The sequence below is a fragment of the Carboxylicivirga fragile genome (assembly GCF_050589805.1).
Classification (GTDB): domain Bacteria; phylum Bacteroidota; class Bacteroidia; order Bacteroidales; family Marinilabiliaceae; genus Carboxylicivirga; species Carboxylicivirga fragile.
Map to the genome: position 1 here is coordinate 33,990 of NZ_JBNGOY010000037.1, position 24,217 is coordinate 58,206.

The following is a 24,217-nucleotide window of genomic DNA, read 5'->3' on the forward strand; positions in this document are numbered from 1 at the left end:
TTTATGGCACAAAAAAGCTGATAAACACATAACAATGCATTTATCAGCTTTATATTTTATTCAGAAAGAGAGAAGTATTACTCCTCCATTTCGATCATCTTAAACGGAATATTAATAATCGACTGGTAATCCTCTCCAGCTTCAAACATATCTTCATCATCCTCCTCATAATACCAATTGATTTCAACAGGATTACCTTTCTTATGAATCAATTCAAGCCGCTTGAAAATATCAAGAATACACTTTGACGAACTCGTATTAAAATACTCCAATTGAATATTAACACCAGTTTCATCCGAAGGTTGATCTCCAAACTTCTCTAACCAATCAATAATAGGTTTATAAAACTCTACTGAATTCTCTGGAATCGAACGCCCTTTGATTTCAACTAAACCATTTTCACCATCTAATCTTACGTATGGTGTTTTGGGTGTTCCTTCTCGTATAATTGTTTCCATATTGGCAATTAAACGTTTAACTAATATATGTATCTAATGAAAAGAAGATATACTCCTCATCAAATTGATAAAAATAATACTCTAACTTATTTCCTGTTTTCCTAACAATATCTAACATTCCAAGTCCGCCACCACCTTTATCCGAGAACTCCTCGTTACTCATAATGTCGCGATACAACATACGTACCTCTTCATCTGACAGTGAATTAACTTGATCAATTCGGTCTTTAATGTAATTTAATTTTTCTTTTTTTACAAAATTACCTGTCGATATCCTATAGAATGTTCCATCTTTACTAAGAATGATGATACCGAAATTACTCTGCTGCTTAACCGGCGCTGTTAACGGCGGGTAATCAACATGGTGATACAAATTTTGCAAGCACTCCACAAAAACATTGTACACCTTTTTTCTCACCCTATTTTTTTCATTTTTAAGGTTAAGACTTTTTTCGATCGATGCCAATGCCTCAGTAATGAGCTCAGAAGTGATACTCCCGTTATACTCGAGTAGTACTTCGCCCTGCTTTTTCTCTGAATACCAAGTTTTTAATTCGAACCCCATTCTTAATGGTCTATTACCGCTTACAAATATAAAAAAATTACCTAAACGATTGCGATGATCGCTAGTTTATAGTACTTACTTTTTATTTAAATATAAAGATACATCAATTTGATAAAGCCTTTTAATTGATTGACTAAGCCTCAATCACAATCCATCAGCTAAATCCCTGCTCCACCAGCAAAAAAGTTATCACGCGGTTTGCCTTGTACAATCTTTGAGTATGGCGCAACATTATTGGTCACCCACACATTACCGCCAATCACAGAACTTTCACCAACAGTAATACGTCCTAGAATGGTGGCTTGTGCATAGATAATAACATTGGATTCAATGATTGGATGGCGCGGTACACCTTTAATTGGATTACCATCCTCATCCAATGGAAAACTTTTAGCTCCTAAGGTCACTCCCTGGAATAATTTCACATTTGTTCCAATAATTGATGTGGCGCCAATTACCACTCCGGTACCATGATCAATAGCGAAAAACTCACCAATAGTAGCTCTTGGATGAATATCAATACCTGTTTCAGAATGCGCCATCTCAGATATAATACGCGGAATCAATGGCACATCAATCTGCACGAGTGCATGCGCAATACGGTAGTTTGAAATAGCTCGAATGGCTGGATAACAAAAAATCACCTCACCTTTGCTCTTGGCTGCCGGATCGCCTAAATACGCTGCTTCCACATCAGTAGATAAAACACGGCGAATCTCAGGAAGCTGGCTTATAAATTCAGCTGCCATATTATGGGCTTGCTCTCTTACACCTGGCACATCCATTTCATCAGGCTGGCTACATTCAAAGCATAAACCTGCAAATATCTGTTCAGAAAGTAAATCGTAAAGCTTTTCGGTATTTACTCCTATGTAATAACTGATACTATCGGCACGAACTGAGCTATCACCAAAATAACCCGGAAAAATAATTTCACGAGCCAGATTCACAATCTCAGCCAAGGCATCGATGGATGGCATGCGATGATCCTGGATGTGTTGATGACATACCGATTGGTATGATTGTTTTTGCGCCAATGCATCAATGGCAGCTTTTACCTTTGTTGCTGTTTTACTATTGGTCATCTCTTAGGTTTATTGCTTGGTTAATATGGTTAATGGCACATTGAAATCGAGTCTCTGCTTCTCCCGACACAATGTTATATTTTTTATTATAACGTTCTAATTCCTTCTTATATAATACAAACAACTCCTGTCGCTTGTTTTCATGTTCTCTAACTCCATCGGCAACCCAAGGTAAATCAGGCTTGCACAATAAAAATAAATCAACTTGCATTTGTTCTATGGCATCATCTAACCAAGTTGGATATTTATTAAAGATGTATGTAAACCATATTTTGGTAATGATCAAAGATGTATCAAAGAAGAGCCATTCTTTCTCACTCTTTATTGCATCTTCGTATTCCTTAACTTGAATACGAGCTATGTGCTCAACATCGGAATAAGTATAATCACGATTCAAATTTTCAACATAGGCGCGAGCATATTCAGGAATCCATAAGCCATCGTATTTTTGGCTCAATGCTTCAGATAACACGGACTTACCACTTGACTCTGGTCCGGTTAATATGATGACGTGCTTTTTCAATCTATTCGGCTTTTTGCTTTATACGCTTCCATTCGAAATAACCAACAAAGGCACCTATGGTATAAACCACAAATAAGCCGCTGTAAAAATACAAGCCCTTATATAAATACATTGCCATGGAAATAACATCAATAACGATCCAAAAGATCCAGTGATGAATGTACTTACGCGCTAACATCCAGGTAGCAACAATAGATGCAGCTGTTGTAAAGGCATCCAAATAAGGCATATCAGAACTTGCAATATCAACCATTGCAGGTATATACAAAAGAGCACTTAACAAGGCAGCATAAATAGCTACACCAACTAAAATTAGCTTAATAAATAAACGTTGACTGAGGTCTTTTATGGGCACGTTCTTCTTTTGATCTGACGAACGTGCGCTTAACCAATACCACCAGCCATAAGCACTAATAATAACATAATAGAACTGTAAACCCATGTCGGCATACAAGGCTGCTTGATAAAACACAATTAAGGAAACTGCCGAGGCAACAATACCCCAAGGCCAAAGCCATACTTTTTCGCGAATGGAATAAAACAAATAAATTAAGGAGGCTATGGTTCCCACAATCTCCATTCCATTCCTGATAATAAAATCAATCATTTGGTGCTTATCTGAGATCTTAAATCAATTAACTAAGTTTTTTATTTCAGATAATCAGAATAGTCCCTTTTATCAGACAATACCTCAAGGGCCTTAGTATAACTCTCGGACAAAATATTAATGGTTTCGAAATATTCCGAAGTATTAAATAAGTCGCGTGCTATCAATGCCTTCATCTGCGTGAGCATAAACTTCTCAGATATAGCTAACTCTTCCTCATTCTTCTCAATATCTTCTTCTTCACCATTTTTTATCAACTCGTCAATCAATGACTGACTTATTTCAAATTCTTCATTAAACTGATTAAAGCTCTTGTATTGCCCTTTTAATAACTCACGATTATTATCAACATAGGCCAAAATAACCTTATTAACTGTACCTGAAGCTACCAAGTCGCGGTAATAATTTGAATACATTGTAGTATCAACCGGAATAAATAGATCTGGCATAATACCACCACCGCCATAAACCGTACGACCTTTGATCTTTGTGGTATATTTTAAACTTTCATCAAACTGTATGCTATCCGAATTTAACATCTCGCCGTGAAGATAACGCTCTCCAATTTCGAAATGATAGGCATCTTCGCCCTTGCTATAATCTTTTTGAATACAACGACCAGATGGTGTATGATACTTTGCAATGGTCAAGCGAATCATTGACCCATCAGGAAAATCAAATGGACGTTGCACCAATCCTTTACCAAAACTACGGCGACCAATTACAATACCTCTGTCCCAATCCTGAACTGCTCCTGCAACAATTTCACTTGCCGATGCCGAACCTTCATCCATCAACACAACTAATTTACCCTCTTCAAAACGTCCCTTCTTGGCAGCATTATGACTTTGGCGTGGACTATTTATTCCTTGGGTATAAACCAATAATTTATCTTCGTCGATTAACTCATCAGCTATATCAATGGCCGCTTTAAGATATCCCCCACCGTTTCCACGAAGATCAATGATCAAATTCTCGAAATTATTAGGCTCTAATTTATCTAGTGCTTCCAAAAACTCATCGTGGGTATTAAGAGCAAAACGTGTGATTTTCACATATGCTGTTTTTGGATCGGCCATGTAGGCTGACTCAACACTATGAATTGGAATCTTATCGCGCTCAACCGTAAACTTCAGATCGCTTCCCTTACGGTTAACAGCCAGCTTTACTTTTGTTCCTTTCTTTCCTCTTAGGTATTTAAAGACATCACTGTTCTTTAATCCAACACCAGCCACATTATCGCCATCTATGGTTACAATGCGGTCGCCAGCAATAATACCGACTTTCTCCGATGGACCACCAATGAGTGGTGTCACAACCATTAGGGTATCGTTCATGATATTAAATTGAATGCCAATACCATCAAAACTACCATCCAACGGCTCATTCATTGCAGCCACCTCATCGGCCGAAATATAAACCGAATGCGGATCAAGGCTTTTAAGCATACCAACGATTGCTTCTTCTGTCAGGTTTCCTTGATCAACCGAATCAACATATAATGCATTTATTACCTGATACGTCAATTGCAGTTTTTGAAGGTTCTTATCGTAGCCCTGCCCAAACATGCCTGTATAAACGAAGACCAACAATAAATTCACTAGTGCAATCCGATACATTTTAAAGCTTGATTTTGATGTCATAGTTTTCTAAAATTATAGATTAAGTATACTCTCCCAAATAATACTTAAACATTAAATACCCTATAAAGAAACAAAAGCCGGAAAGAAAAAGTTCCTTCCGGCTGAATATTTTTTATTCCCACTCAATAGTTGCAGGTGGTTTTGAACTGATATCGTACACTACGCGGTTCACTCCTTTCACCTTATTGATGATATCATTTGATACCTTAGCCAAGAAATCGTATGGTAAATGTACCCAATCGGCAGTCATACCATCTGTTGAGGCTACAGCACGTAAAGCAACCACTTTTTCGTAAGTACGCTCATCGCCCATCACACCAACCGACTGAACCGGTAATAACATAACACCTGCCTGCCATACCTGGTCGTATAGGTTGTTATCTTTTAATCCCTGGATAAAGATATGATCAACCTCTTGCAACAAGGTCACCTTTTCAGCAGTAATATCACCTAAGATACGAATAGCTAAACCTGGCCCAGGGAAAGGATGACGACCCAATAATGAATCGGCGATTCCCATGGCACGACCTACACGGCGCACCTCATCTTTAAATAATAAGTTTAATGGCTCAACTACCTTCAGGTTCATTTCTTCAGGTAGGCCACCCACGTTGTGATGTGACTTAATGGTAGCTGACGGTCCGTTAACCGAAACCGACTCAATCACATCGGGATAGATCGTTCCTTGTGCCAACCATTTTACATCTTGTATTTTGTGCGCTTCAATATCGAAAGTCTCGATAAATACGCGACCAATAATCTTACGTTTTGTTTCAGGATCAGAAACACCTGCCAACTCATCCAGGAAAGCTTTTTTAGCATCTACACCAATCACATTTAAGCCCATGTGCTGGTACGAATCCAATACCGCCTCAAACTCGTCTTTACGTAACAAACCATTATCAACGAAGATACAAGTCAGGTTTTTACCAATGGCTTTGTGCAATAACACACCTGCTACCGTACTATCCACACCACCTGATAATCCAAGTACTACTTTGTCGTTACCCAACTTAGCTTTTAAATCGGCAACCGTTGTATCAACAAACGAATCTGGTGTCCAGTCTTGCGTACAGCCACAAATATCAGCTACAAAATTCTGTAGAATCAACGTTCCTTCGGTGCTGTGATATACCTCAGGGTGAAACTGCATACCATAGGTCTGCTCGTTCTCGATTTTATAAGCTGCTACCTTTACATCTTTAGTACTGGCAACAATATTATATCCTTCTGGTAAACTAACAATGGTATCACCATGCGACATCCACACTTGTGAATGCTGACTAACACCTTTCATCAATTCACTAGTCGTATCTACAAATTCCAAATTGGCACGACCATACTCACGTGTTTTTGAAGGCTGTACTTCGCCACCAAAAAACTGAGAAAGATATTGTGCACCATAACAAACACCTAGTAAAGGCATTTTTCCTTTAATGGCTGACAAATCAGGTTTTGGAGCTTCGGCATCGCGCACACTGTGTGGGCTACCACTTAAAATCACGCCCTTTACCGATTCGTCCATCTCGGGACATTTATTAAAAGGATGTATCTCGCAATACACATTAATCTCTCTTACGCGTCTGGCAATCAACTGTGTGTACTGTGAGCCAAAATCCAGAATAATGATCTTTTCCTGCATTAATCTTTGCCTTTAATGTTTGTTTATTAAAAATTTGCGCAAATATAAGGATTAATGTCGACTAGCGAATGTATTTGAAAGAGGAATTAACCCTTAAAAAAAATTAAAACACAGAGGCCGAAATCATTAGTTAAAGAACTCTATTATTTTCATAAAAGTACTAAGCGAATATAATGTATCAATAATCTTTCTGATAAAATTAAAAACCTTATCAAAACTGGGTTAACTAAGCATTTGTGCTCATTTAAAATAGAGTTCATTCTTATTTATTATCACAAGCTAACTTATAAGAAATTAGCTATTCCTATTAATTTGGAGTACCTTTATACGCGGATTACTAATCTTTTAGTATCAATCATTCACTATCATTTTTGTTGATGAGCTCATAAGCATAAATCATCACATTAGCAGACTTCATACTAATAGTTGAATTATCAGTAAACTAGTCCAAACATCAGAGTACTAATACATAGTACGCTAGGAGCTTCAACGGGCGTTTAGTTTTTTTTGGTGGTATCAAAACATTTTTAGATGAATAGTCATTCAGACAATTCAGGTAGTAATATTCGTATTACTACAGCACTACTTCTTGCAGCCGGTACTGGAAGCCGTCTTTTCCCTTTAACACAAAACTCTCCAAAATGTCTTACCCTTGTAAATGATAAATCGATACTGGACAGACTTATTTCCAATTTAAAAAGTCAAGGATTTAAACGACTTGTAATAGTTACTGGCCACTTAAAGGATTGCATCATGGATTATCTTGGCGAAAAATCAGGAGATCTTTCCATCGAATACATTCACAGCCCTTTGTATAAAACAACCAATAATATCTATTCGCTATGGATGGCTCGAAATATGATTAATGAGCCTTTTGTCCTTTTCGAGAGTGATTTAGTAATGAATTCAACTTTACTCGATGATATGGTTTATCCAGACAGGATGGCTGTTGCACTAATGAAACCTTGGCTAAACGGCACAACAGTCTCAGTAAATAAAGCCAATCGAGTGACTCAGTTTCAAGAAGGCACAACAGAAAGCTATTCTGACATTCGATACAAAACAGTTAATATCTACAGTTTTTCGCTTTCATCGTGGCAAGCCATTGTTAAACAACTAAACCAATACATTTCAGAAGGTAGTGTGAATTGTTACTATGAAACTGTTTTTGCTGAAATGATTGACAATAAGAGTTTGACTTTTGATTCGGTATCGTTTGATCATAAACCGTGGTACGAAATTGATACGCTGAAAGACTTAAGTGCAGCCGAATTATTATTCCCAAAGGAATTGAAAAAGGTGGCGATGCGCACAAACGCAATGGCATAGTTGAAAGAAAAGTAATAATACATGGAAGTGAATACGATGGAAAGTAAGTATAAAACACAAGAAGAAAAATACGAATACATAGCTAAACAGCATGGTGGTTATTATCGGCATAATTTTACCGATCATGCCTACTTATATAATCTATACTTTCCACCCAAGGATGTATTTAATCATCTGAAAGATAACATACACAACCTTGTTCTTAATTACCCAATGGCACAGAATGCTTTGGCCGAATTGATTGGTGATGTAATAGATCAACCTGCCGAAAGGATAGTTGTGGGAAATGGTGCCGCAGAGATCATTAAAATACTGTCAGGAAGTTTAGCCAAGAAACTAATCGTTCCTGTACCTTCATTTAATGAATATGCCAATGCTGCGCCAGAAGGAATAGCTGTGGAATTTCCACTTGAATTTCCTTCTTTTCAACTCGATGTAGACAAATTTACAGCCGAAGCCATTAAAGTTGGTGCAGACATGGCTGTTGTGGTTACCCCTAATAATCCGACTTCGCTTTTAGTGCCCAAAAAAGATTTAATTCGCTTGGCGGAAAAACTAAGTCATAGCAAGTGCATGCTTATTATTGACGAATCATTTCTTGATTTTGCTGATAACAAAGAGCAAATTAGTCTGGAGCAAGATATTGAGAAGTATCCAAACATAGCTATTCTGAAAAGCATGAGTAAGGCTTATGGTATATGCGGACTGAGAATAGGTTATCTGTTAACAGCCAACAAGGAATTCGCCAGAAAGGTGCGTGATGGAATCCACATTTGGAATATTAACGGTTTCGCCGAAGAATTTCTCAGGATACTTCCTCAGTATAAACAAGAGTTTGAGGATAGCTGCAAAATTGTTAAAGCGGACAGAGATATCTTTTACAAACAGCTTTGTGACATAAAAGGTATGATTGTTTTTAAACCTGATGCCAACTATATTTATTGTCGTTTGCCAGATGATGCCATAAATGGCCCGGCAGTAACAAAGAGTTTGTTTATTAAATACAATATATACATCAAAGATAGTGTTGGAAAAACGCAACCCGATGCTGATAGATACATCCGCATAGCGAGTCGTACCCAAGAAGAAAACACTAAATTGATTACAGCCCTAAAAGACGTCATGTATTTAAAAGAGTAAATAAAATGAATGATCAAAAACAAATAAGCGTCTATCGTTTCATTAAAGATTTGCCCAACATATGTTCCCTGTTTGGCCTCTTGAGTGCCGTAGTAGGAATTTATTTTGCCATAAAGGGAAATTTCCCAGCGGCAATTATAGGTGTTTTATGGGCGGTACTATTCGATTGGTACGATGGCATTATTGCAAGACGAATGAAGGGTAGAACAAAAGTACAAGGTGAATTTGGAGCCCAACTTGATTCCATGATTGACATTGTGAGCTTTGGAATTTTGCCAGCCATAATTCTAATAAGTTATGGAAATTATAACGTTTGGTTCTTACCTGGTGCATTTATAATTATTGCCGCCAGCGCTATCCGATTGACTTACTTCAATGTATATGGACTAATCGATAGCAAAACATACAAAGGTTTCCCTTTGGATAATAATGTACTTATACTAGCTCTGGTATTCTTGTTTGAAGGATTTTTCACATCATCGACTTTCTCCATACTCATATACGTACTATTAATATTGTTATCGGCGTTTAATTTATCTTCCGTACCTACACCCAAATTTGGAGGCAAATGGGTTTATGCTTTAGTAGCTTATGTAATAATGATGACAATTATTTTTGGGTGGCAACTAAGTAGTCGGGGTTAATCCTTGCTATATGCAGATAGTTCGTGATTATATGACTTCTACTGAATAAGCCGGGTTGAAAGGGGACAAATCTTAATACGCATCCTTTATATTCTCTTCGATAAAGCTAAAGACCTTATTGAAATACTTAATCTCAACAGACTAACAACTACATATCAGACCATTAGAATGCAATAATTCATATTAGCTGCCACGCAACAACTGTTAGCAAGAACTATATCACTATTTTGCTATAACATTGGGCAGTTGAATGCAATTCTGTTAGATAGCTTTGTTGTTACCTATAATTTTTAATCATTGGTACTGATCACTAAGCAGACTTTGTGAATAGTCAATAATATCAGACTTAATATTTGCAGCATGCAATATTGTATGAAAAAGAAACGAATTATTACAAGGCTTAAGTATGTTATTTTTTAAATTTTGTGAAAATTCTGGGTGACTTTCTTTATAGGCATCAGACAACCAAAAGAAACAAGCTGCATCATATAATGCTGGGTGATTGCCAGTGTGAAGCCATCTTCCATTTTCACCTAAAAGTTCACCGTGATCAGATACAAATATAACAATTGCATTTTGACTTTCGTAGGTTTCTATTATCTCGTTCACAAAGTAATCAACAAATAACACAGCATTGTCATACGTATTAATAATCTCTTCGCGAGTATTATCAGTAACAGATCTTGAATGAATTACAGGGTGAAATTTTTCAAATTCATCAGGATAGCGATATTTATAATACCAGTGAACTCCATATGTATGTAAAATTAATAGATTTTTATCTCCACTTTTATTGTTTAAATATAATGGTAAAGCATCTAAAATATTCTTATCAGTACATTTTACATCCGTATAATCATTAGTTTTAATGTTTACATTTTTATACCAATCACAAGCTTTTGCGATACCTACATATGTATAGTCTGGAATTTGATTTGTCAGCCATGCGGTATGATATTCTGCGTTTCTGAATATACTAATAAAAGACTCTTCTGAATATGCACGAGCGGGCTGAATGGAGTCAGCTCTGGTAAGCATCTGTGGAATAGATGCTGACGTATATCCAAATAATGAATTATTTTGTGGGAAGGTAAATAACTCCCTTTGCGCTAAGAGCGGAGTTGTATTGCGATGGTAACCATTAATACCTAGATGATCTCCTCTTAATGATTCTCCTATAATCAAAATGACATTTGTTGAATCACAACCACTATGGGAGATATCACTAGTGATTACCTTTCTTTTAACTTTACTAAAATCAATTATCTTTTTGTACTCAGAAAGGGAACGTACAATTGATAAAGGTGACCGCATTGATAAAGTTTTGTCCCTTTTATACTCTAGTATTACACTAGGAAATATCAATACAATACCTACTATAAAAAAAATTGCTTTTTTCTTTTTCGATATATTTATTATTTGAAAACCAAAAACAGCAAAGCCTAGTATCCAAGCAAAACCTATACATAAGTATGCGATTAACTTAAAACTTACAAATTCTCGACTTACATTCCAACTAGTATTTATAACAACATCAATAACCTCACTAGTGATGCTTATATTATACAAATATAAAACTGTAGATGAAGCCATTGACACAAACAAAATAGGACAAGCAATAATAATGTATACCCATCTATTTATAGAGAAAATAAGTAGTAAGCCTATTAAGCCTGATGTTAATATAGTTCCATGCACAAGGAATTTTACAAAATCAACAGGTCCGGATATCGGCAAGTGGATATAGTTTGCAAACGCTATATAAATTGATTGCAAGACAATAAGCGTTAGAAAAAAAATGAATTTGCGACTATTTGTGCTTTTATATATTGATATCATTAAAAATGGTGGAGTTTATATATTTGTAATTGAATTCGGCTATTGGTAGCCCTTTTTTATTAATTAAATGTCCATTTGTCAGCGTAAATACCATAAATATGATTCATTTCATTTTTTAGAATATACTCCTCACTAAAGCCCGGAATGGAATTCATGTGATAGACATATGGTTTAATCCCAGATTCTAAAAAAACACGTAGTAAGGATTCATTACGTTTAGCAAACCTTAAAGATATAGCAATATCGTTAACCCCTTTTTGTTTAAGCATTTTTACATCCTCGGTTGAATAGTTGTATATGACTTGTTCTGCTGCCATTGCAGATAATATCCCTACATCCACAGCTTCCATAAGTGTTTGTTCGTCAAACAACTCCATAATCAACCTTTCTTTATCGATAAAAAGCTTAGCGAAATTAATAGGATCATTTAACATGTCCGTAACGAGAACAGCATCTTTATGCTCCATAAACCATTCGTTGATAGATGCCATATCCAAAGGAGTATATTGATTGTGAAGTTTTTTTGACATAAACTGATAATGATTGACAGGTAGATGACCCTGATAGTTAGATATATTTGACCAGTGTTTCCAATCATGAGCGGCTACATACTCTCCATCACTGGTAGTGATAATATCTAATTCAAACATCCTAAATCCCTTGTGATAGCTTAAATCTAATGCTTCCTTTGAGTTGGTGTATTTGAAGTTATTTATTTCACCACCTGCATGTGCTATAAACCTTGTTTTATCATTAATATATTTAGTCCAATTATTTACACTTGTATTTTTGGGGTCTTGAGATATTACCGGTTCCCATGCATAAGTTGTATATTTTGAATGCAGAAAGCTTATAAATGAATAACTCTCATTAATAAGACTACTGCATGATATTAATACAGCATATGTTATTACCGCAATAAACTTAAATGATCTATCTATTTTCTTTAGCCTAACAATATATAGTTTTATGGCTTTTATCAAATAGATAGAAAGGAGTGATAAAGCAATAAAGAACATCATCATAGCCATGACTTCTTCAATATTTAATACATACTGACTCCTATAGCGACAAAACAGATAAAATCGGTACCCAATAAATGAATGAATGTAATACAATGCTATTGATTGTGCGGTAATAAAAAATGAAGTAGATGAACCATAAATAATTCTACCAATACTAGATTTGGCCTTGGTTCCAATACCTAAAAGACCAATGTATAATAATAACAAGGTGATAATATCAAACCAGCAGTAGAACTTATTTACCATAGTAGGCGATTAACTTATTTGAAGGAGCAAAATTACTTCCTTTTTTATTGCAGACAAGTTCGATGTGTATTTTTCTATATTGAATTATATAAAGATTACACGAATAAGATATTACCATTCACATAGTATTAAAAGGATACTTTAAAGGTCATTGTGGTTGCTTAGGTATAATTAATTCTTGTTCATAAATAATTTTACTTCGACGCCACCCATGATTAAACTAAATTAACAAGCCAATACGTTTAAAATAATTTATTTGGCACTTCGCCCAAACCTGGCTCCAAACAAGATTTTCTGAGCCTTGATCAAAAACGTTAAGGACGCTTTTGATTTGGTATAAAAAACATACCGTAACTGAATACTTTTAATTAATATTCTCTTCTATAAAATTAAAGACCTTATCGAAAAAGGCTTGGCCTCCTACTTTCCATACGTTTAAATGGTTGGCTTCAGGATACGCTAGAAATTCCTTTTTTTGACTCGCTAAATTCTCATAGTTCAGTCGGCCATAGGCAATATTGATTCGCCTATCCTTTTCACCATGTACCATCAATACAGCTTGATGAACATTTTTAGCCGCTTCAGATGGCACCGTTTCATCTGCTTTAAAATCACCCATCAACTCCGATAGCCAGATAAAATAATCTACCACAAACCCAGGTGCAAAACTTACCGTATTTTTAGAGTAGTCGTGGACAATCTGTCTGTAATCAGAAAAGGTACTTTCAATTATACCCACTTTAATTCTATCATCAATTGATAAAGCTTGTAAGCTAACTGCAGCGCCCAATGACTGCCCCCAAATTATATATTTCTGGCTTAAGTTTGGTAAGGTATTTAAATCATCAATTAAACAGGAGATATCTTGCTTCTCTTTATTTCCAAAGGTGCAATATTTGCCCTCGCTTTGTCCATGCGCTCTTAGATCAATTAATACTGCATTAAACCCTTTATCTGTAATGCGCTTTGAAACCGGAATAAAATGCTCCTTATACGATCGAATACCATGCACCAGAATAATGGTGCCTTTCTGATTAACACTATCCGTTTTAATAAGTAATGCATTCAGCTTTAATCCATCCTTTGATTCGAAAATAATACTTTCTGAATTTAGACCATAATTCTCTGGACTAGCAATAGTAACATTCGCTTCGACATGACTCTTATATACCTCATTGTTGATTTCGATAATCATACGAGGGCCTACGTAACTAATAAATGAGAAACCAACACAAAACAATGCGGCAAGTGTTATCAGTATCTTGTTTCTTAGTCTATTTTTATTGAGGGTTATTTTGAGCATATTATTTTGACACTTTTAATCTTGTCCACCAACTTATTAAATTTAATCCAGATCAGCTTCAATAATAATGCTTATTCCGTCACACTTATTTCATTTATTCTTTCACTTAAATCCACAGTTTTTCTTTTCCAGCTTTTTTCTAAGTACAGATACAATAAATAACATGTAAGTAGCCCAAAAGGAATCATTAAAATTCCGTATACGAACTCATTAATGCTTTCTACATATCCAGGCGATATAATTTCTAAAACTATGCCTAATGTAAAACTAAAAAATACAATGCCTCCGTAATAAGCAATAATGCCGAGTATGGTAAATCCCCACTGGCTTTTACGATATTCTTCTGCCAATTTGTAAAAATGCTTTCCTATCCAATACAGTAATAATAATCCTAACATATGTATGTGTTTTAAGGCAATTCAGATTCAGTTATTTTACTTTCTTCTCCAAAAATTCAAGGTCATTATTAAGTAATGCTTGCAAGCACTCTTTAACATCCTTTACTGTCTGACCATAAATTTCAGTGAGGTAGTTATTATTCATTCGTTCCATTAAACCAAAGAGCAATACCGATAACCAATCAAAACAATTGATAAAAAACAATCTGTGATTGTGTATCGGTATTGTTCTTTCTTAGTAAATGTGAGCAACTCACTTACTCATGTATTCAAGTTTAACAATCTGTTGAGCTTCCTTGGAATTAGGATCCATAACCGACATTATATAATCCTTGTATGATTCTATTCCTTCAACATTCTCAATCTTTGTTGATGACACTATAAAATCATTTACTATTGGCATTGGCTTCTCTTCGTCAAGTAGATCGATAATATCAGGTATCGTGAGTTTAAAATTGTTTCTTGATTCACCACAAATAGACCAAAGAACATTGTAATTCTCTATTTCGTTTTTATACCAAAAATCAGCTGTATAATAGTCATAATCACTAGATGATGATGCTTCAAAACCTTGAACAGTTTCATTTAACACTTGATAATCTAAATCGGGTTTTGAATAATTGTTATTAACTTCACTGGCGACCTCCCTGGTAAAAAATCTTTCAGTATCGATATATATATTAGTGGTTAATTCAAATTTATGGAAGAGACTAGTGGGTATATTAAAACCATATGCTCGGTCTCCAGTATACGAAATCTCCCGTGCTAGAGGTGCAAAAAAGTAATTAGGATCAGAAGCCAAAGCGCCACGAACTTCTATCCAAACCCTTTCATTTTCGGGATAATTTATCGTAACCATGTCTTCAATAACTGGCAATTCGTTGTAATCAACATCAATAGTTGAACTTTCAATCAAATTTTCCAATAAAACATATTTCCTTAGATTTTCATTTTCATGTTTAAATGAAACATAAATATTATCAGGAATACGCTTGAGACTTGTCGTATACTCAGCACGATTACCCCAATTTATAGAACCATAAGAGCCTATAAATGTAAAATCATCTAAGTACCCATTCGTATTATTAATTACTATTTCTATCTGCTCTCCGTTCGATTTCTGCCTTTCGTTTTTAAGAAATTCAAATACATAAGGCTTGACATCGATAAACGTTTTTAAATAGTAAGTAGTATAGGGTATGTCATCCACATTTATACGCTCAGTTTTGCGTAAAAAAGTGATATCAAATTCCTTATTCGTATCAAAATCTGATGTCAATTCTAATGTTGTATTATTCACTAGTTCACTTTCTATAATAAGGTCTCCCATAGCATCAGTTATAAAAACATGACCACTGTTTTTTATAGATTGTTCTGGATAATCCTGATAGAACCCCGCAGGTAATGTGATGGAAATAATTTTAGTCTCTTGAGGTTTAATTGGGTCATCTTTTTTACAATTGCTCATTATTAGAATGAATGACAAAGCAATAAATATATTTACAATTACAGTTTTCATTATTATGAATTTTTATTTTTTCTCAATTAACAAGCCAGCTTACGACCAAGCCCATTATTACAATATGAATCAATCAATACATTCTAAGTTAATCCAAACATAGACTGCATACATATGAATGCATTTTGACCACTGAAAAACTTACGTTTGGCTAATATAATAAAATACATTGTGTATTTTCTAAAACCTAATCTTGCCCTTAAAAATATTAGAATGACTGGCTCCCTGAATATAGATGTCCTGATCGGGCCCATGTATACCTAAGTCTTCGGCTTTATCTTTCTTTCGTAAATATCGTTTCGACTCCCGAAGCAATTGCTTTCGCTCCTCTTCATTTAAGCGGTACTCCGGCCCCTTCTTTGTGGATAAATCATCGGACAATAAGGCTTGCTTCTGCCCCAGAGAATCGGTCATTTGCAACTGCGAATAATAAACGGTTAGTTTTTCGATGTTTTGCTGGTAGCGCTGCAACATGGTGGAATCAATGGCTAAGTCATAAGTAGCCTTGTGCTTTTCAACAATACTTACCTTAAAAGCTGAATCCTGATGAAGGATGACGCCCCGAACAAAACAGGTATCTGTTATTTCGGGAAAAAGGTAAAAAGCTACCTTTTCGCTATTGCTAATGGTATCTCCCACCACGGGGTGAAGCTGAACAATAGATTGTGCACTTATGCCCTTACTTAATGTTAGTAAGATTACAAAGAGCCCTAATTTAATAGTGGCACTCGCTCCCTCTGATAAGCCCTGTTTGTTTAACCTTCTGCTATTGCTATGGGAAAAGCGCGATTCTTTTCCCTTTGTTAGGTTGATCATTGTATTTGAGGTTTAGGTTTGATGGAATTAGTTAACGGTGTAGCTTAATATTTTAAATCTACAATTCATATTTTACCACGCTAGAGTTATTTTTCTTTCACAAATCGTAATGTCCCTTTAGCTTTTGATAGTTATAAACTATCTTTTACTAATAGCGAAGTTGCAAACTTCGCTGAGCTGGGGCGTTCGTTGTTTTAATTGCCAATTATTAAATCTATTGTCTTTAATAGTTTATCTTCAACTTCGCCAACAAATTGAGTTGTAGTATCAATTTTACTCACAACTTTCTCGCATAATTCCCACTTTTTATATGACACCCCATTTTTTGAAACTAAATCCCCTGATATGCTTATTTCTTCATCTGAACCATAAATAGAATTCATAATTTCTAACGGATAATAATATTCAATCCCGTTTTTATTCCAGACCAATATATTTGAGTCTGGAATTCCATATTTTTGTAATGTCTGCCTTACACTCGTGTCATGTACTTTATCCAAAACGGCAATTATTCTGGTTCTACATGGACTTTTTTGCAAATCAGTAAAAATACTCCCTGCGACATTTACAAGCTCCTTCATTCTACTGTCAGAATTTGAATTTAATATGCTAAACTGCGAAGTAGGATATTTTGCTTCTAAAACCTTTGTTAAATAATGTTGATCACATTTACCTTCTGTAAGAATAATACATGATGGTAAATACAAAGATTCTAATCTGTTACCCAACAAAAAGAAGTGAATATTATTGAAATCAGAAATAGTTTCAGTCTTTGATATATCTATTATATCACCTTGTTTATTAATGGAGTAATTATTTGAAATTTTCAATCTATCCAAAAAAATTGTCGAGTGAGTTGCTAAGATTAATCGCTTTATATGTCCAAAATATTTACTTCTGTGTTCTCTATTAAATAAAAAGTCCGCAAGAACTCCTTGAGCTTCTGGGCTTATCCCCAATTCTGGTTCATCTATAAGTAAAGTATCAAAATCAGTATCCAACATGCAAGTAACTAAAGTTGTTATTAGTCTAAAACCACTACTTGTATATGAAATATTGTGACCATCGCAGCTGATATACTTTTGAGACATAGTATTATCTTCAACTGTATATAGTATTTGTAAATCAGAGCCAAGTAAATTTTTAACAATTTCAAACAATTTATTTCTTTGACTATCGGACAACTCTGAAATGGCTTGTTGAAGATTTATAGGAGAATTATCAATGTTTTGCTGTTGATGTTGCCACTGTGACAAAAACTGTCGCCATTTGTCACTCTTTTTGTTTTTATTGGGCGTATACATCCCTAGCATATGAAAATTCTGATACCTTGCTGGTCCAAGATAAGAAGCTTGCTGACCTAAAGACTGAGTTAATGTCTTTAGAATAAAAGATTTCCCACAATTATTCCTGCCAACCAACACACTATATTCAGCTCTCTTAATTTCTTCGATACATTTACCTGCATTTTCAGTAAATGATGTATTTGGTTTCTGATCGTAAGTATAATTCATAAACTATTTGATTGACGGTTCTTTCCCAATGACGCCCAACAAGTCTATATAAACATATAACATCATCATACATTTCCTATAGCCATAGTATAGCATTGCTGTATATTAATTAGTTATTCAATTTTAAATACTTAAAATCGCTTCTTCCAACTTCACTTTACCCACCCTAATGGTTAATACCCTAAACTTTCAATCGTAACACATTTATTTTACTGCGTTAGTTACTCTAATCAATAGAGGCCAGATGTTATCGATCTTAGCTGCCTAATTTTTTACCTAAACTTTTTTAGGTGGTGTAATAGTAATAGGGAGCCAGGGGCTAGGTATTAGGTTTTAGGTTCTAGGTGTTAAGTGTTAGGGTCCGATCGTTATCGGTCTATTTATTTTCAGTGCTTCATTATTTTATATGCTGGTGTCAGTACTTATTATTCCTCAGCGAGCCTCTGTTATAAGCTTCCTGCACCCTTTTCTGCACTTCCAGCTCTTCGGCGTGCGCTTTCTGCACTCCAGTACCTTTATCCAGCTCTTCAGTATGCTCTTATAGGTCGCCAGTACGTTCATCCAGCTTGCCAGTACGTTCTTCCAGCTTGCCAGTACGTTCTTCCAGCTCGTCAGTACGCTCAACCAGCCCTCCAGTATGCTCTTTCAGCTCGCCAGTACGTTCATCCAGCCCTCCAGTATGCTCTTCCAGCACGTCAGTACGTTCATCCAGCCCTTCAGTCAATACTTTTTGCTTCTTGCTGTACTCACCAAAGGCCTAAGAACAGTTTAGCAAACTCTTCATTAACACAATAAACAAGCAATAGCGATCTTTAAGCCGCATAAAGCGTATGCATTAAACCTATTTACATCGGCTATAGATGATTATAGATTAACAATAATTCCAATGGGTTTTTAAAGATAGCTATAAATACTTAATTAGGTCTCTGGAGAACCTATTTATTAAATACTTTTATACAAAGGCATTAAATCTTTGTACGAATGGCCTATTTTTAGATTTAAAGACCCGTTGTATTACAAATAAAAAAATTAAAAGTCAATAGAAAATTTAGTTGGTGATTTATTTCTTTATTAATAATTTAGATTAACCATTACAAATTTATGATTGTTAAGAGTAACTAATACAGATAATTAATTATTAACTATTTAGATATCGCAAAACCTATTATTAACCGCCCATGGTACTTGCCCTGCTGCAAAGAATAAGACTTTCTGGCAGAAAGGTATACGATCAATGGGCAGCTAAAACCTTAAGTGATGAGTTTAAAGAATAATTTTGGTTTTTCAATTGCTGAACTGCTTCAGCGTGGTGATAAATTTATTTTTTGTTTCGACCGTGATAAGGCTGAGTTTGAGGGCTACGGCTATGGCGACGACATCCGTAGCACAATCATCAGCAGCATTGCTGCGCTAAAAGCCCTGCCTACGGATATCTATTACGAGGGCGAACAAAAAATGTGTACCAACAACAAGAATGAGATCCGCGAGGATCTGGAACATGACATCAACGATCTGGCCAATCGCAGCCGTCTGGCCTTGGGTGCCAAGTCGGTGGAGTATAGCTTATTTCGCTTTGGTACCCTTGCCGAATTAAGTGATAACGATATGGTAAGCAAGGCTTCACATGTGGTTCAGGTAGCTCAAAAACGCATGGATAAACTAGCCAAACGCATGGTGAATGATGAGTTATTAAATGCCATAACTACAGGTGGAAACAAACTGGATGATGCCATTGACAAGCAGGCGGAAGCCCAAAGCATACGGAAAGAAAAGGTAGTAGAACGCCATAACATGGCAAATGATTTATATAAAAATATGAGTGAGCTGTGCGAGGCTGGTAAGCGCATTTGGAAGGGCAAAAATGAGGCCTATTACACAGACTACGTTATATATGGTTCGTCGAAGCCAATGGCCGATCAGGCCGAAGAGGACAATGAAGAATAGATTATTTGATTTGAGTTCTGGTTAGAATCGCTAAGGGTCGCTTTGGGTAAGGCGGCCCTTTTTATTGTTTTAAACACAGAGAGGCAAAGGCGCAGAGTTTTTTTTTAAAACCTCACCCTATCCCCCTCAAAAATGGAGAGGAGAAAGAATGATGTAGTAAAAAATACGTAAGAGAATGTCCTAAAATATTAAAAGTTCAAATTCACAGTGGTGCTCCCTGAGCATTTGTCGAAGGGGAAAGCATGATGCAGTAATTCGCCCCTATTATCCCCTTAAAAGGGGATGTGATTAGTTGTTTTACAAGACGATTAAAAATTAGTGCTAATTAGTATAATTCGTGGGCAAAAAAAAACTGCGTCAATTATTCCCCTACTTCAGGAGAGGCTAGGTGAGGTAAGAAATTAGAGGATAAACGAAACTACAAGCCAAGTCGCAATAAGTTTAGCTGTTGAACCAGGCTCGTGAGTGCGACTTTATTTCCTTGACTTTATACCTGGGGTGGCGTTACACTTACCCCAGGCTATATTGATTTAAGCCCGCTGGGCTTAGAAGAAAATTAGTGGATTAAAAGAAACACAGAGACACGGAGAGGTTAATAAATTTTCTCTGCGCCTTTGTGCCTCTGTGTTTTTTTTCACGAATTAGCACTAATTGTTTTCTATGCCAGGGGGCTTAAACCTTTTCTTTATCAATGCACACTAGCGCCTTTAATAATTTAAATAAGATGCAATAACTTAAGTGTGGGAATGGCCTCAGCTGGCAATCAAAAAAATAAGGTTGAAATATTCTAATGATCTATTAAGAAGGTTTTTGTGATTACACTTCCCTAATCGACGCTTAAATATTATTTTTAAGGAAATCATAGTATAAAAACTACTCAGATGGTTCAAGAACTGAAATACCAAAGCTTGATTGCAGCATGTGGCATGAACTGTGGCTTATGCATTGGGTACTTACGTGACAAGAATCCCAGTGGGGGATGTTTTAAAAAAGACGATCTAAACAAACCTGGTTCCTGCAGGAATTGTGTAATTGTTAATTGTAAAGCGTTGGCAAAAACAACATCAGGTTTTTGTTACGAGTGCGGTAAGTACCCTTGTAGCCGATTAAAACGCCTCAATACCCGTTACCGGACAAAGTATGGAATGAGTATGCTTGATAACCTTAATTTTATAACAGGTAAGGGAATGCAAAGCTTTTTAGAAAACGAACAGAGCCGTTGGGCTTGTGAAAATTGTGGGGCGGGGCTTTCGGTGCATCGACCTTTTTGTTTGGAGTGTAAAGCAGAGGTGAAGAAATAGTATTGATAATTTTCTATAAGAAATTTGGTTTTGAAATAGTAAATTAGAAGGCGTCAATATTATAGATTCATTATGGGAAAATTGAAAGAACAAATATATATTAATCGCTGGCTCGATTTGAAACCTTATGATAGTCCGTGTTCAACAGATGGGTATTATTTAGAGCTTTGTAATCTTGTTAAAAAAACAATGATTACGAATAAGCAATCATTTATGCTTCAGAACCATTTAGATAAGGATGAGATTGATGTAATGGCTTGCTTTTTGACCTCTTATTTTGAGGATTTAATTTCAGGGACAAGGATTTGGGATACTTTTATTAAGGTTCATAAAAGAAGTTATAAAAAGGTTTTGCCTTTTTATGAGATAGATGAATATTATGAACAAGAAATTAACTTGCCAGACATCTATTTTTTGATTTGGTACTTTATGAATACAGTTCAGCAAGACAAATTCATTTCACCTTTTATGGAGTATATAATTGAAATATCTGAAACGGTAATGGATGTATTTGAAAATGCCTGGGAATATGCTCCCGAAAATGAATACTTAAAAGCATTCTATTCCATTGATGAGAAGGAAACGGATTTTTACTTAGCAAGAAACTTAATTGATAATGTTCTGTTTAAGTCCTATTTGTTTTATCCCGATACCCTTTTGGATTTGAGAGATGGTGAAATGGAGATGATAGAGGAAAGTAAAAATGATGAAAATCTAATTAATTTTTTAAACGATAATAGAGATCACAAACTATATAATACCTATACAAGACTACTTGGATTGAAGGGCCAAGAGTGGGTTGCTGAGATTCTAGGTGATGGTCACAGTCTGAGTAAACACTATCGAAAGATTTCTAAAAAAATAAGTGGATATTTTTTCTACAAAGGTCAAGATGAAGAAGATGTTTTTCTTGAACATATAGCTTCAGGGAAGCAATTTAAATTAACAAAAAAATCGTTTGGCCATTATGGTGGTTTAAAGGATATTGATACCATTTTGTTTATGGGCATTGCTGAATGGAGAAATGAATGGTGGTTCTCCGGAGTTTATTTTCAATCTGATTTTAATCCAGATTTGGTTCTGGATGAAAAAAACTCGGTAAAAAGCAGAAGTGTAGTTAATTTTCTGGACTACCAAAAGAAAGACATGGATGAAATTTTAAATGAACAGTTAAAAGCATTTAAGATGTTTAATAATAAACAGCAAATTGCTTTTATGCAGTCAGATGAGATTGAATTCTTTACTGGAAATTTTATCGAGACTTTTAATGCCTCATTAAATTTATCTCAAAAAGAAAAGGAGGAGGCTAAGCAAAGAGCTAGAAACGATGGGTTTTTAGGATCTGAACATGAAAAGAAGGATTTTTCTCGGGTCTCGGAAAGCGGATTGGTATTTTTTAACCCTAAGAGTGGTGTGGAAATCGCATTAGCCGTGAATAGTGCTTTCCCTATAAAAAACAATCCTTATTTTAATGAGAGTGAAAGTGAAGAGCACATTATACGTTTGTTTTTTACTGAGGGATTATCAACTGAATTGACGATGTACTGTATAGATAATTTTAAGCATGAATTAAAGTTTTTTGAAACTGTGGAAGGCAAAATGTATCTTGATAATATTGATTTTTTACTGCGATTTTGGAAAAGAGGTAATTATCATACAAAACCAAGTATTACATTTACAGGAGTAGATCATTAGCTTCGTGGTATTGTAAATCAAGCAGTCTCCTGCTTTTTTTCTTTATGGGGAAGTTGGTTTTTGCACAAAAAGCGACCATGCACATTGGCAGAATAGGGGTTTAAGCCCTAGATGCTTACACAAAATGAAAAATAAACATGAATAAAATACTTGTATTAGATATTGAAACGACTGGCTTCCTTAATCAAGGCGGAAGTATTGTTGAGATAGGAATCGTTGAGTTATGTCTTGAAACTGGGAGTACGGATATCATTTTTGATTCATTGCTTAAAGAAGATATACTTACTGCCAAACATCGTGAAGAACCAATGGGATGGATCTTTCGAAACTCCGATCTGACGCCAGAACAAGTTAGAAATGCGCCTCCGGCATCAGAGGTTTTACCACAAGTACAAGAAATACTGGATAATTATCCTTTAGGATGTACAGCCTATAATAAGCAGTTTGATTTTGGTTTTTTAAAGGATAGGGGTATTAAAATTAATGAATTGCCGTGCCCTATGCTATTGGCTACTGATGTTTGTAAACTGCCCAATAAAAATGGATACGATAACTATAAATGGCCCACTGTAGAAGAAGCCTGGAGACATGTCTTCCCAACTATTCAATACGATGAACTTCATAGAGGCGCAGATGATGCTAAACACGAAGCTTTAATTGTATATGAGTTGTATAAACTAGGTGTATTTACAATGAATTAATACGTGCAAGTATAGTTTCTGTAAATGCATAGCTAACCCATATTTGACGTAGCATTATAGCTTGTTACAGGATCTGCCTCGAAGATAAGAAGAGGTCTGTGGCTGCACCATTACCGTGAGCTTAGCAATCGTTTGGCTTTTATACGGTTTACGATATATGTGTTACGGTGTTGTAAGTTTCATAGTATTGTAAGCTTCCCCAAAAACTGGACAGTTTAAGAGTAGACAAAAAAGTTTTAATTTTGAACTGTATTTATGAAACGAAAGACATTTACCCCAC

General features: G+C 35.4%; 22 protein-coding genes. 7 read left to right on the forward strand and 15 right to left on the reverse strand.

Translation table 11 applies throughout. From position 1 onward, the window contains the following. Window positions 1-77: 77 nt before the first annotated feature. The 7 genes from ACRD7B_RS15955 to guaA all read right to left on the reverse strand — a co-directional run bounded on the left by ACRD7B_RS15955 (window position 78) and on the right by guaA (window position 6,523). Window positions 78-458, reverse strand: coding sequence for a DUF1987 domain-containing protein (locus ACRD7B_RS15955; protein WP_430825589.1), 381 nt, complete (start codon window positions 456-458; stop codon window positions 78-80). A 16-nt stretch (window positions 459-474) separates the two neighbouring features. Next, the gene (locus ACRD7B_RS15960) at window positions 475-1,023 is read right to left on the reverse strand and encodes a SiaB family protein kinase (protein WP_430825590.1); all 549 of its coding nucleotides are present in this window, start codon (window positions 1,021-1,023) and stop codon (window positions 475-477) included. Window positions 1,024-1,181: 158 nt separating this feature from the next. Beyond that, complete coding sequence (locus tag ACRD7B_RS15965; protein ID WP_430825591.1) at window positions 1,182-2,108, reverse strand: serine O-acetyltransferase; 927 nt, start codon at window positions 2,106-2,108, stop codon at window positions 1,182-1,184. Then, window positions 2,098-2,631 (reverse strand): AAA family ATPase, encoded by a 534-nt coding sequence (locus tag ACRD7B_RS15970; RefSeq protein WP_430825592.1) that lies wholly within the window; start codon window positions 2,629-2,631, stop codon window positions 2,098-2,100. Before ACRD7B_RS15970 ends, ACRD7B_RS15965 begins: the two co-directional genes overlap by 11 nt. A gap of 1 nt (window position 2,632) precedes the next feature. After that, window positions 2,633-3,238, reverse strand: coding sequence for a nicotinamide riboside transporter PnuC (pnuC, locus tag ACRD7B_RS15975; protein ID WP_430825593.1), 606 nt, complete (start codon window positions 3,236-3,238; stop codon window positions 2,633-2,635). 41 nt (window positions 3,239-3,279) lie between these two features. Continuing rightward, complete coding sequence (locus ACRD7B_RS15980; protein ID WP_430825594.1) at window positions 3,280-4,881, reverse strand: S41 family peptidase; 1,602 nt, start codon at window positions 4,879-4,881, stop codon at window positions 3,280-3,282. 112 nt (window positions 4,882-4,993) lie between these two features. Further along, a complete protein-coding gene (guaA, locus tag ACRD7B_RS15985; RefSeq protein WP_430825595.1) occupies window positions 4,994-6,523 on the reverse strand; it encodes a glutamine-hydrolyzing GMP synthase in 1,530 nt (509 codons plus the stop codon). A gap of 531 nt (window positions 6,524-7,054) precedes the next feature. On the opposite strand from guaA, the gene ACRD7B_RS15990 reads away from it, so the two are divergent. From ACRD7B_RS15990 to ACRD7B_RS16000, 3 genes are read left to right on the forward strand one after another with little or no spacing between them, the layout of a single operon-like run. After that, on the forward strand, window positions 7,055-7,852 hold the full coding sequence (locus ACRD7B_RS15990) for a phosphocholine cytidylyltransferase family protein (RefSeq protein ID WP_430825596.1): 798 nt from the start codon (window positions 7,055-7,057) through the stop codon (window positions 7,850-7,852). Between the two features lie 21 nt (window positions 7,853-7,873). After that, entirely contained in the window at window positions 7,874-8,992 is a 1,119-nt protein-coding gene (locus ACRD7B_RS15995) for a pyridoxal phosphate-dependent aminotransferase (RefSeq protein WP_430825597.1), read from the forward strand. A gap of 5 nt (window positions 8,993-8,997) precedes the next feature. Then, window positions 8,998-9,636 (forward strand): CDP-alcohol phosphatidyltransferase family protein, encoded by a 639-nt coding sequence (locus ACRD7B_RS16000; RefSeq protein ID WP_430825598.1) that lies wholly within the window; start codon window positions 8,998-9,000, stop codon window positions 9,634-9,636. A 294-nt stretch (window positions 9,637-9,930) separates the two neighbouring features. Here ACRD7B_RS16000 and ACRD7B_RS16005 read toward each other — a convergent pair whose 3' ends face one another. The 8 genes from ACRD7B_RS16005 to ACRD7B_RS16040 all read right to left on the reverse strand — a co-directional run bounded on the left by ACRD7B_RS16005 (window position 9,931) and on the right by ACRD7B_RS16040 (window position 19,020). Continuing rightward, complete coding sequence (locus tag ACRD7B_RS16005) at window positions 9,931-11,475, reverse strand: phosphoethanolamine transferase family protein (protein WP_430825599.1); 1,545 nt, start codon at window positions 11,473-11,475, stop codon at window positions 9,931-9,933. 59 nt (window positions 11,476-11,534) lie between these two features. Continuing rightward, entirely contained in the window at window positions 11,535-12,746 is a 1,212-nt protein-coding gene (locus tag ACRD7B_RS16010) for a PI-PLC domain-containing protein (protein WP_430825600.1), read from the reverse strand. 364 nt (window positions 12,747-13,110) lie between these two features. Beyond that, window positions 13,111-14,049: an alpha/beta hydrolase gene (locus ACRD7B_RS16015; protein ID WP_430825601.1), complete on the reverse strand. Its 939-nt coding sequence runs from the start codon at window positions 14,047-14,049 to the stop codon at window positions 13,111-13,113. Window positions 14,050-14,120: 71 nt separating this feature from the next. Next, window positions 14,121-14,447 (reverse strand): hypothetical protein, encoded by a 327-nt coding sequence (locus ACRD7B_RS16020; protein ID WP_430825602.1) that lies wholly within the window; start codon window positions 14,445-14,447, stop codon window positions 14,121-14,123. Window positions 14,448-14,700: 253 nt separating this feature from the next. Then, on the reverse strand, window positions 14,701-15,966 hold the full coding sequence (locus ACRD7B_RS16025) for a hypothetical protein (RefSeq protein ID WP_430825603.1): 1,266 nt from the start codon (window positions 15,964-15,966) through the stop codon (window positions 14,701-14,703). Between the two features lie 180 nt (window positions 15,967-16,146). Continuing rightward, entirely contained in the window at window positions 16,147-16,782 is a 636-nt protein-coding gene (locus tag ACRD7B_RS16030) for a hypothetical protein (protein ID WP_430825604.1), read from the reverse strand. A 194-nt stretch (window positions 16,783-16,976) separates the two neighbouring features. Next, window positions 16,977-18,296, reverse strand: a complete 1,320-nt coding sequence (locus ACRD7B_RS16035) for an ATP-dependent nuclease (protein ID WP_430825605.1) — start codon at window positions 18,294-18,296, stop codon at window positions 16,977-16,979. 538 nt (window positions 18,297-18,834) lie between these two features. After that, complete coding sequence (locus ACRD7B_RS16040) at window positions 18,835-19,020, reverse strand: hypothetical protein (RefSeq protein WP_430825606.1); 186 nt, start codon at window positions 19,018-19,020, stop codon at window positions 18,835-18,837. A gap of 533 nt (window positions 19,021-19,553) precedes the next feature. On the opposite strand from ACRD7B_RS16040, the gene ACRD7B_RS16045 reads away from it, so the two are divergent. The 4 genes from ACRD7B_RS16045 to ACRD7B_RS16060 all read left to right on the forward strand — a co-directional run bounded on the left by ACRD7B_RS16045 (window position 19,554) and on the right by ACRD7B_RS16060 (window position 23,937). Continuing rightward, window positions 19,554-20,240, forward strand: coding sequence for a hypothetical protein (locus tag ACRD7B_RS16045; protein WP_430825607.1), 687 nt, complete (start codon window positions 19,554-19,556; stop codon window positions 20,238-20,240). Between the two features lie 881 nt (window positions 20,241-21,121). Then, complete coding sequence (locus ACRD7B_RS16050) at window positions 21,122-21,541, forward strand: DUF3795 domain-containing protein (protein ID WP_430825608.1); 420 nt, start codon at window positions 21,122-21,124, stop codon at window positions 21,539-21,541. Window positions 21,542-21,613: 72 nt separating this feature from the next. Continuing rightward, window positions 21,614-23,236: a DUF3843 family protein gene (locus ACRD7B_RS16055; protein ID WP_430825609.1), complete on the forward strand. Its 1,623-nt coding sequence runs from the start codon at window positions 21,614-21,616 to the stop codon at window positions 23,234-23,236. A 137-nt stretch (window positions 23,237-23,373) separates the two neighbouring features. Continuing rightward, on the forward strand, window positions 23,374-23,937 hold the full coding sequence (locus ACRD7B_RS16060) for a 3'-5' exonuclease (RefSeq protein ID WP_430825610.1): 564 nt from the start codon (window positions 23,374-23,376) through the stop codon (window positions 23,935-23,937). Window positions 23,938-24,217: the final 280 nt, after the last annotated feature.

What these genes read in the sequence shown, in the direction of transcription:
- pnuC (WP_430825593.1), bottom strand. Translation starts at nt 3,238, where the DNA reads ATGATTGATTTTATTATCAGGAATGGAATGGAGATTGTGGGAACCATA.
- ACRD7B_RS15990 (WP_430825596.1), top strand. Translation starts at nt 7,055, where the DNA reads ATGAATAGTCATTCAGACAATTCAGGTAGTAATATTCGTATTACTACA.
- ACRD7B_RS16050 (WP_430825608.1), top strand. Translation starts at nt 21,122, where the DNA reads ATGGTTCAAGAACTGAAATACCAAAGCTTGATTGCAGCATGTGGCATG.
- ACRD7B_RS15960 (WP_430825590.1), bottom strand. Translation starts at nt 1,023, where the DNA reads ATGGGGTTCGAATTAAAAACTTGGTATTCAGAGAAAAAGCAGGGCGAA.
- ACRD7B_RS16005 (WP_430825599.1), bottom strand. Translation starts at nt 11,475, where the DNA reads ATGATATCAATATATAAAAGCACAAATAGTCGCAAATTCATTTTTTTT.
- ACRD7B_RS16035 (WP_430825605.1), bottom strand. Translation starts at nt 18,296, where the DNA reads ATGAATTATACTTACGATCAGAAACCAAATACATCATTTACTGAAAAT.
- ACRD7B_RS16055 (WP_430825609.1), top strand. Translation starts at nt 21,614, where the DNA reads ATGGGAAAATTGAAAGAACAAATATATATTAATCGCTGGCTCGATTTG.
- ACRD7B_RS16045 (WP_430825607.1), top strand. Translation starts at nt 19,554, where the DNA reads ATGAGTTTAAAGAATAATTTTGGTTTTTCAATTGCTGAACTGCTTCAG.
- ACRD7B_RS16060 (WP_430825610.1), top strand. Translation starts at nt 23,374, where the DNA reads ATGAATAAAATACTTGTATTAGATATTGAAACGACTGGCTTCCTTAAT.
- ACRD7B_RS16000 (WP_430825598.1), top strand. Translation starts at nt 8,998, where the DNA reads ATGAATGATCAAAAACAAATAAGCGTCTATCGTTTCATTAAAGATTTG.
- ACRD7B_RS16015 (WP_430825601.1), bottom strand. Translation starts at nt 14,049, where the DNA reads ATGCTCAAAATAACCCTCAATAAAAATAGACTAAGAAACAAGATACTG.
- ACRD7B_RS15995 (WP_430825597.1), top strand. Translation starts at nt 7,874, where the DNA reads ATGGAAGTGAATACGATGGAAAGTAAGTATAAAACACAAGAAGAAAAA.
- ACRD7B_RS15965 (WP_430825591.1), bottom strand. Translation starts at nt 2,108, where the DNA reads ATGACCAATAGTAAAACAGCAACAAAGGTAAAAGCTGCCATTGATGCA.
- ACRD7B_RS15955 (WP_430825589.1), bottom strand. Translation starts at nt 458, where the DNA reads ATGGAAACAATTATACGAGAAGGAACACCCAAAACACCATACGTAAGA.
- guaA (WP_430825595.1), bottom strand. Translation starts at nt 6,523, where the DNA reads ATGCAGGAAAAGATCATTATTCTGGATTTTGGCTCACAGTACACACAG.
- ACRD7B_RS16010 (WP_430825600.1), bottom strand. Translation starts at nt 12,746, where the DNA reads ATGGTAAATAAGTTCTACTGCTGGTTTGATATTATCACCTTGTTATTA.
- ACRD7B_RS16030 (WP_430825604.1), bottom strand. Translation starts at nt 16,782, where the DNA reads ATGATCAACCTAACAAAGGGAAAAGAATCGCGCTTTTCCCATAGCAAT.
- ACRD7B_RS16020 (WP_430825602.1), bottom strand. Translation starts at nt 14,447, where the DNA reads ATGTTAGGATTATTATTACTGTATTGGATAGGAAAGCATTTTTACAAA.
- ACRD7B_RS16025 (WP_430825603.1), bottom strand. Translation starts at nt 15,966, where the DNA reads ATGAAAACTGTAATTGTAAATATATTTATTGCTTTGTCATTCATTCTA.
- ACRD7B_RS15980 (WP_430825594.1), bottom strand. Translation starts at nt 4,881, where the DNA reads ATGACATCAAAATCAAGCTTTAAAATGTATCGGATTGCACTAGTGAAT.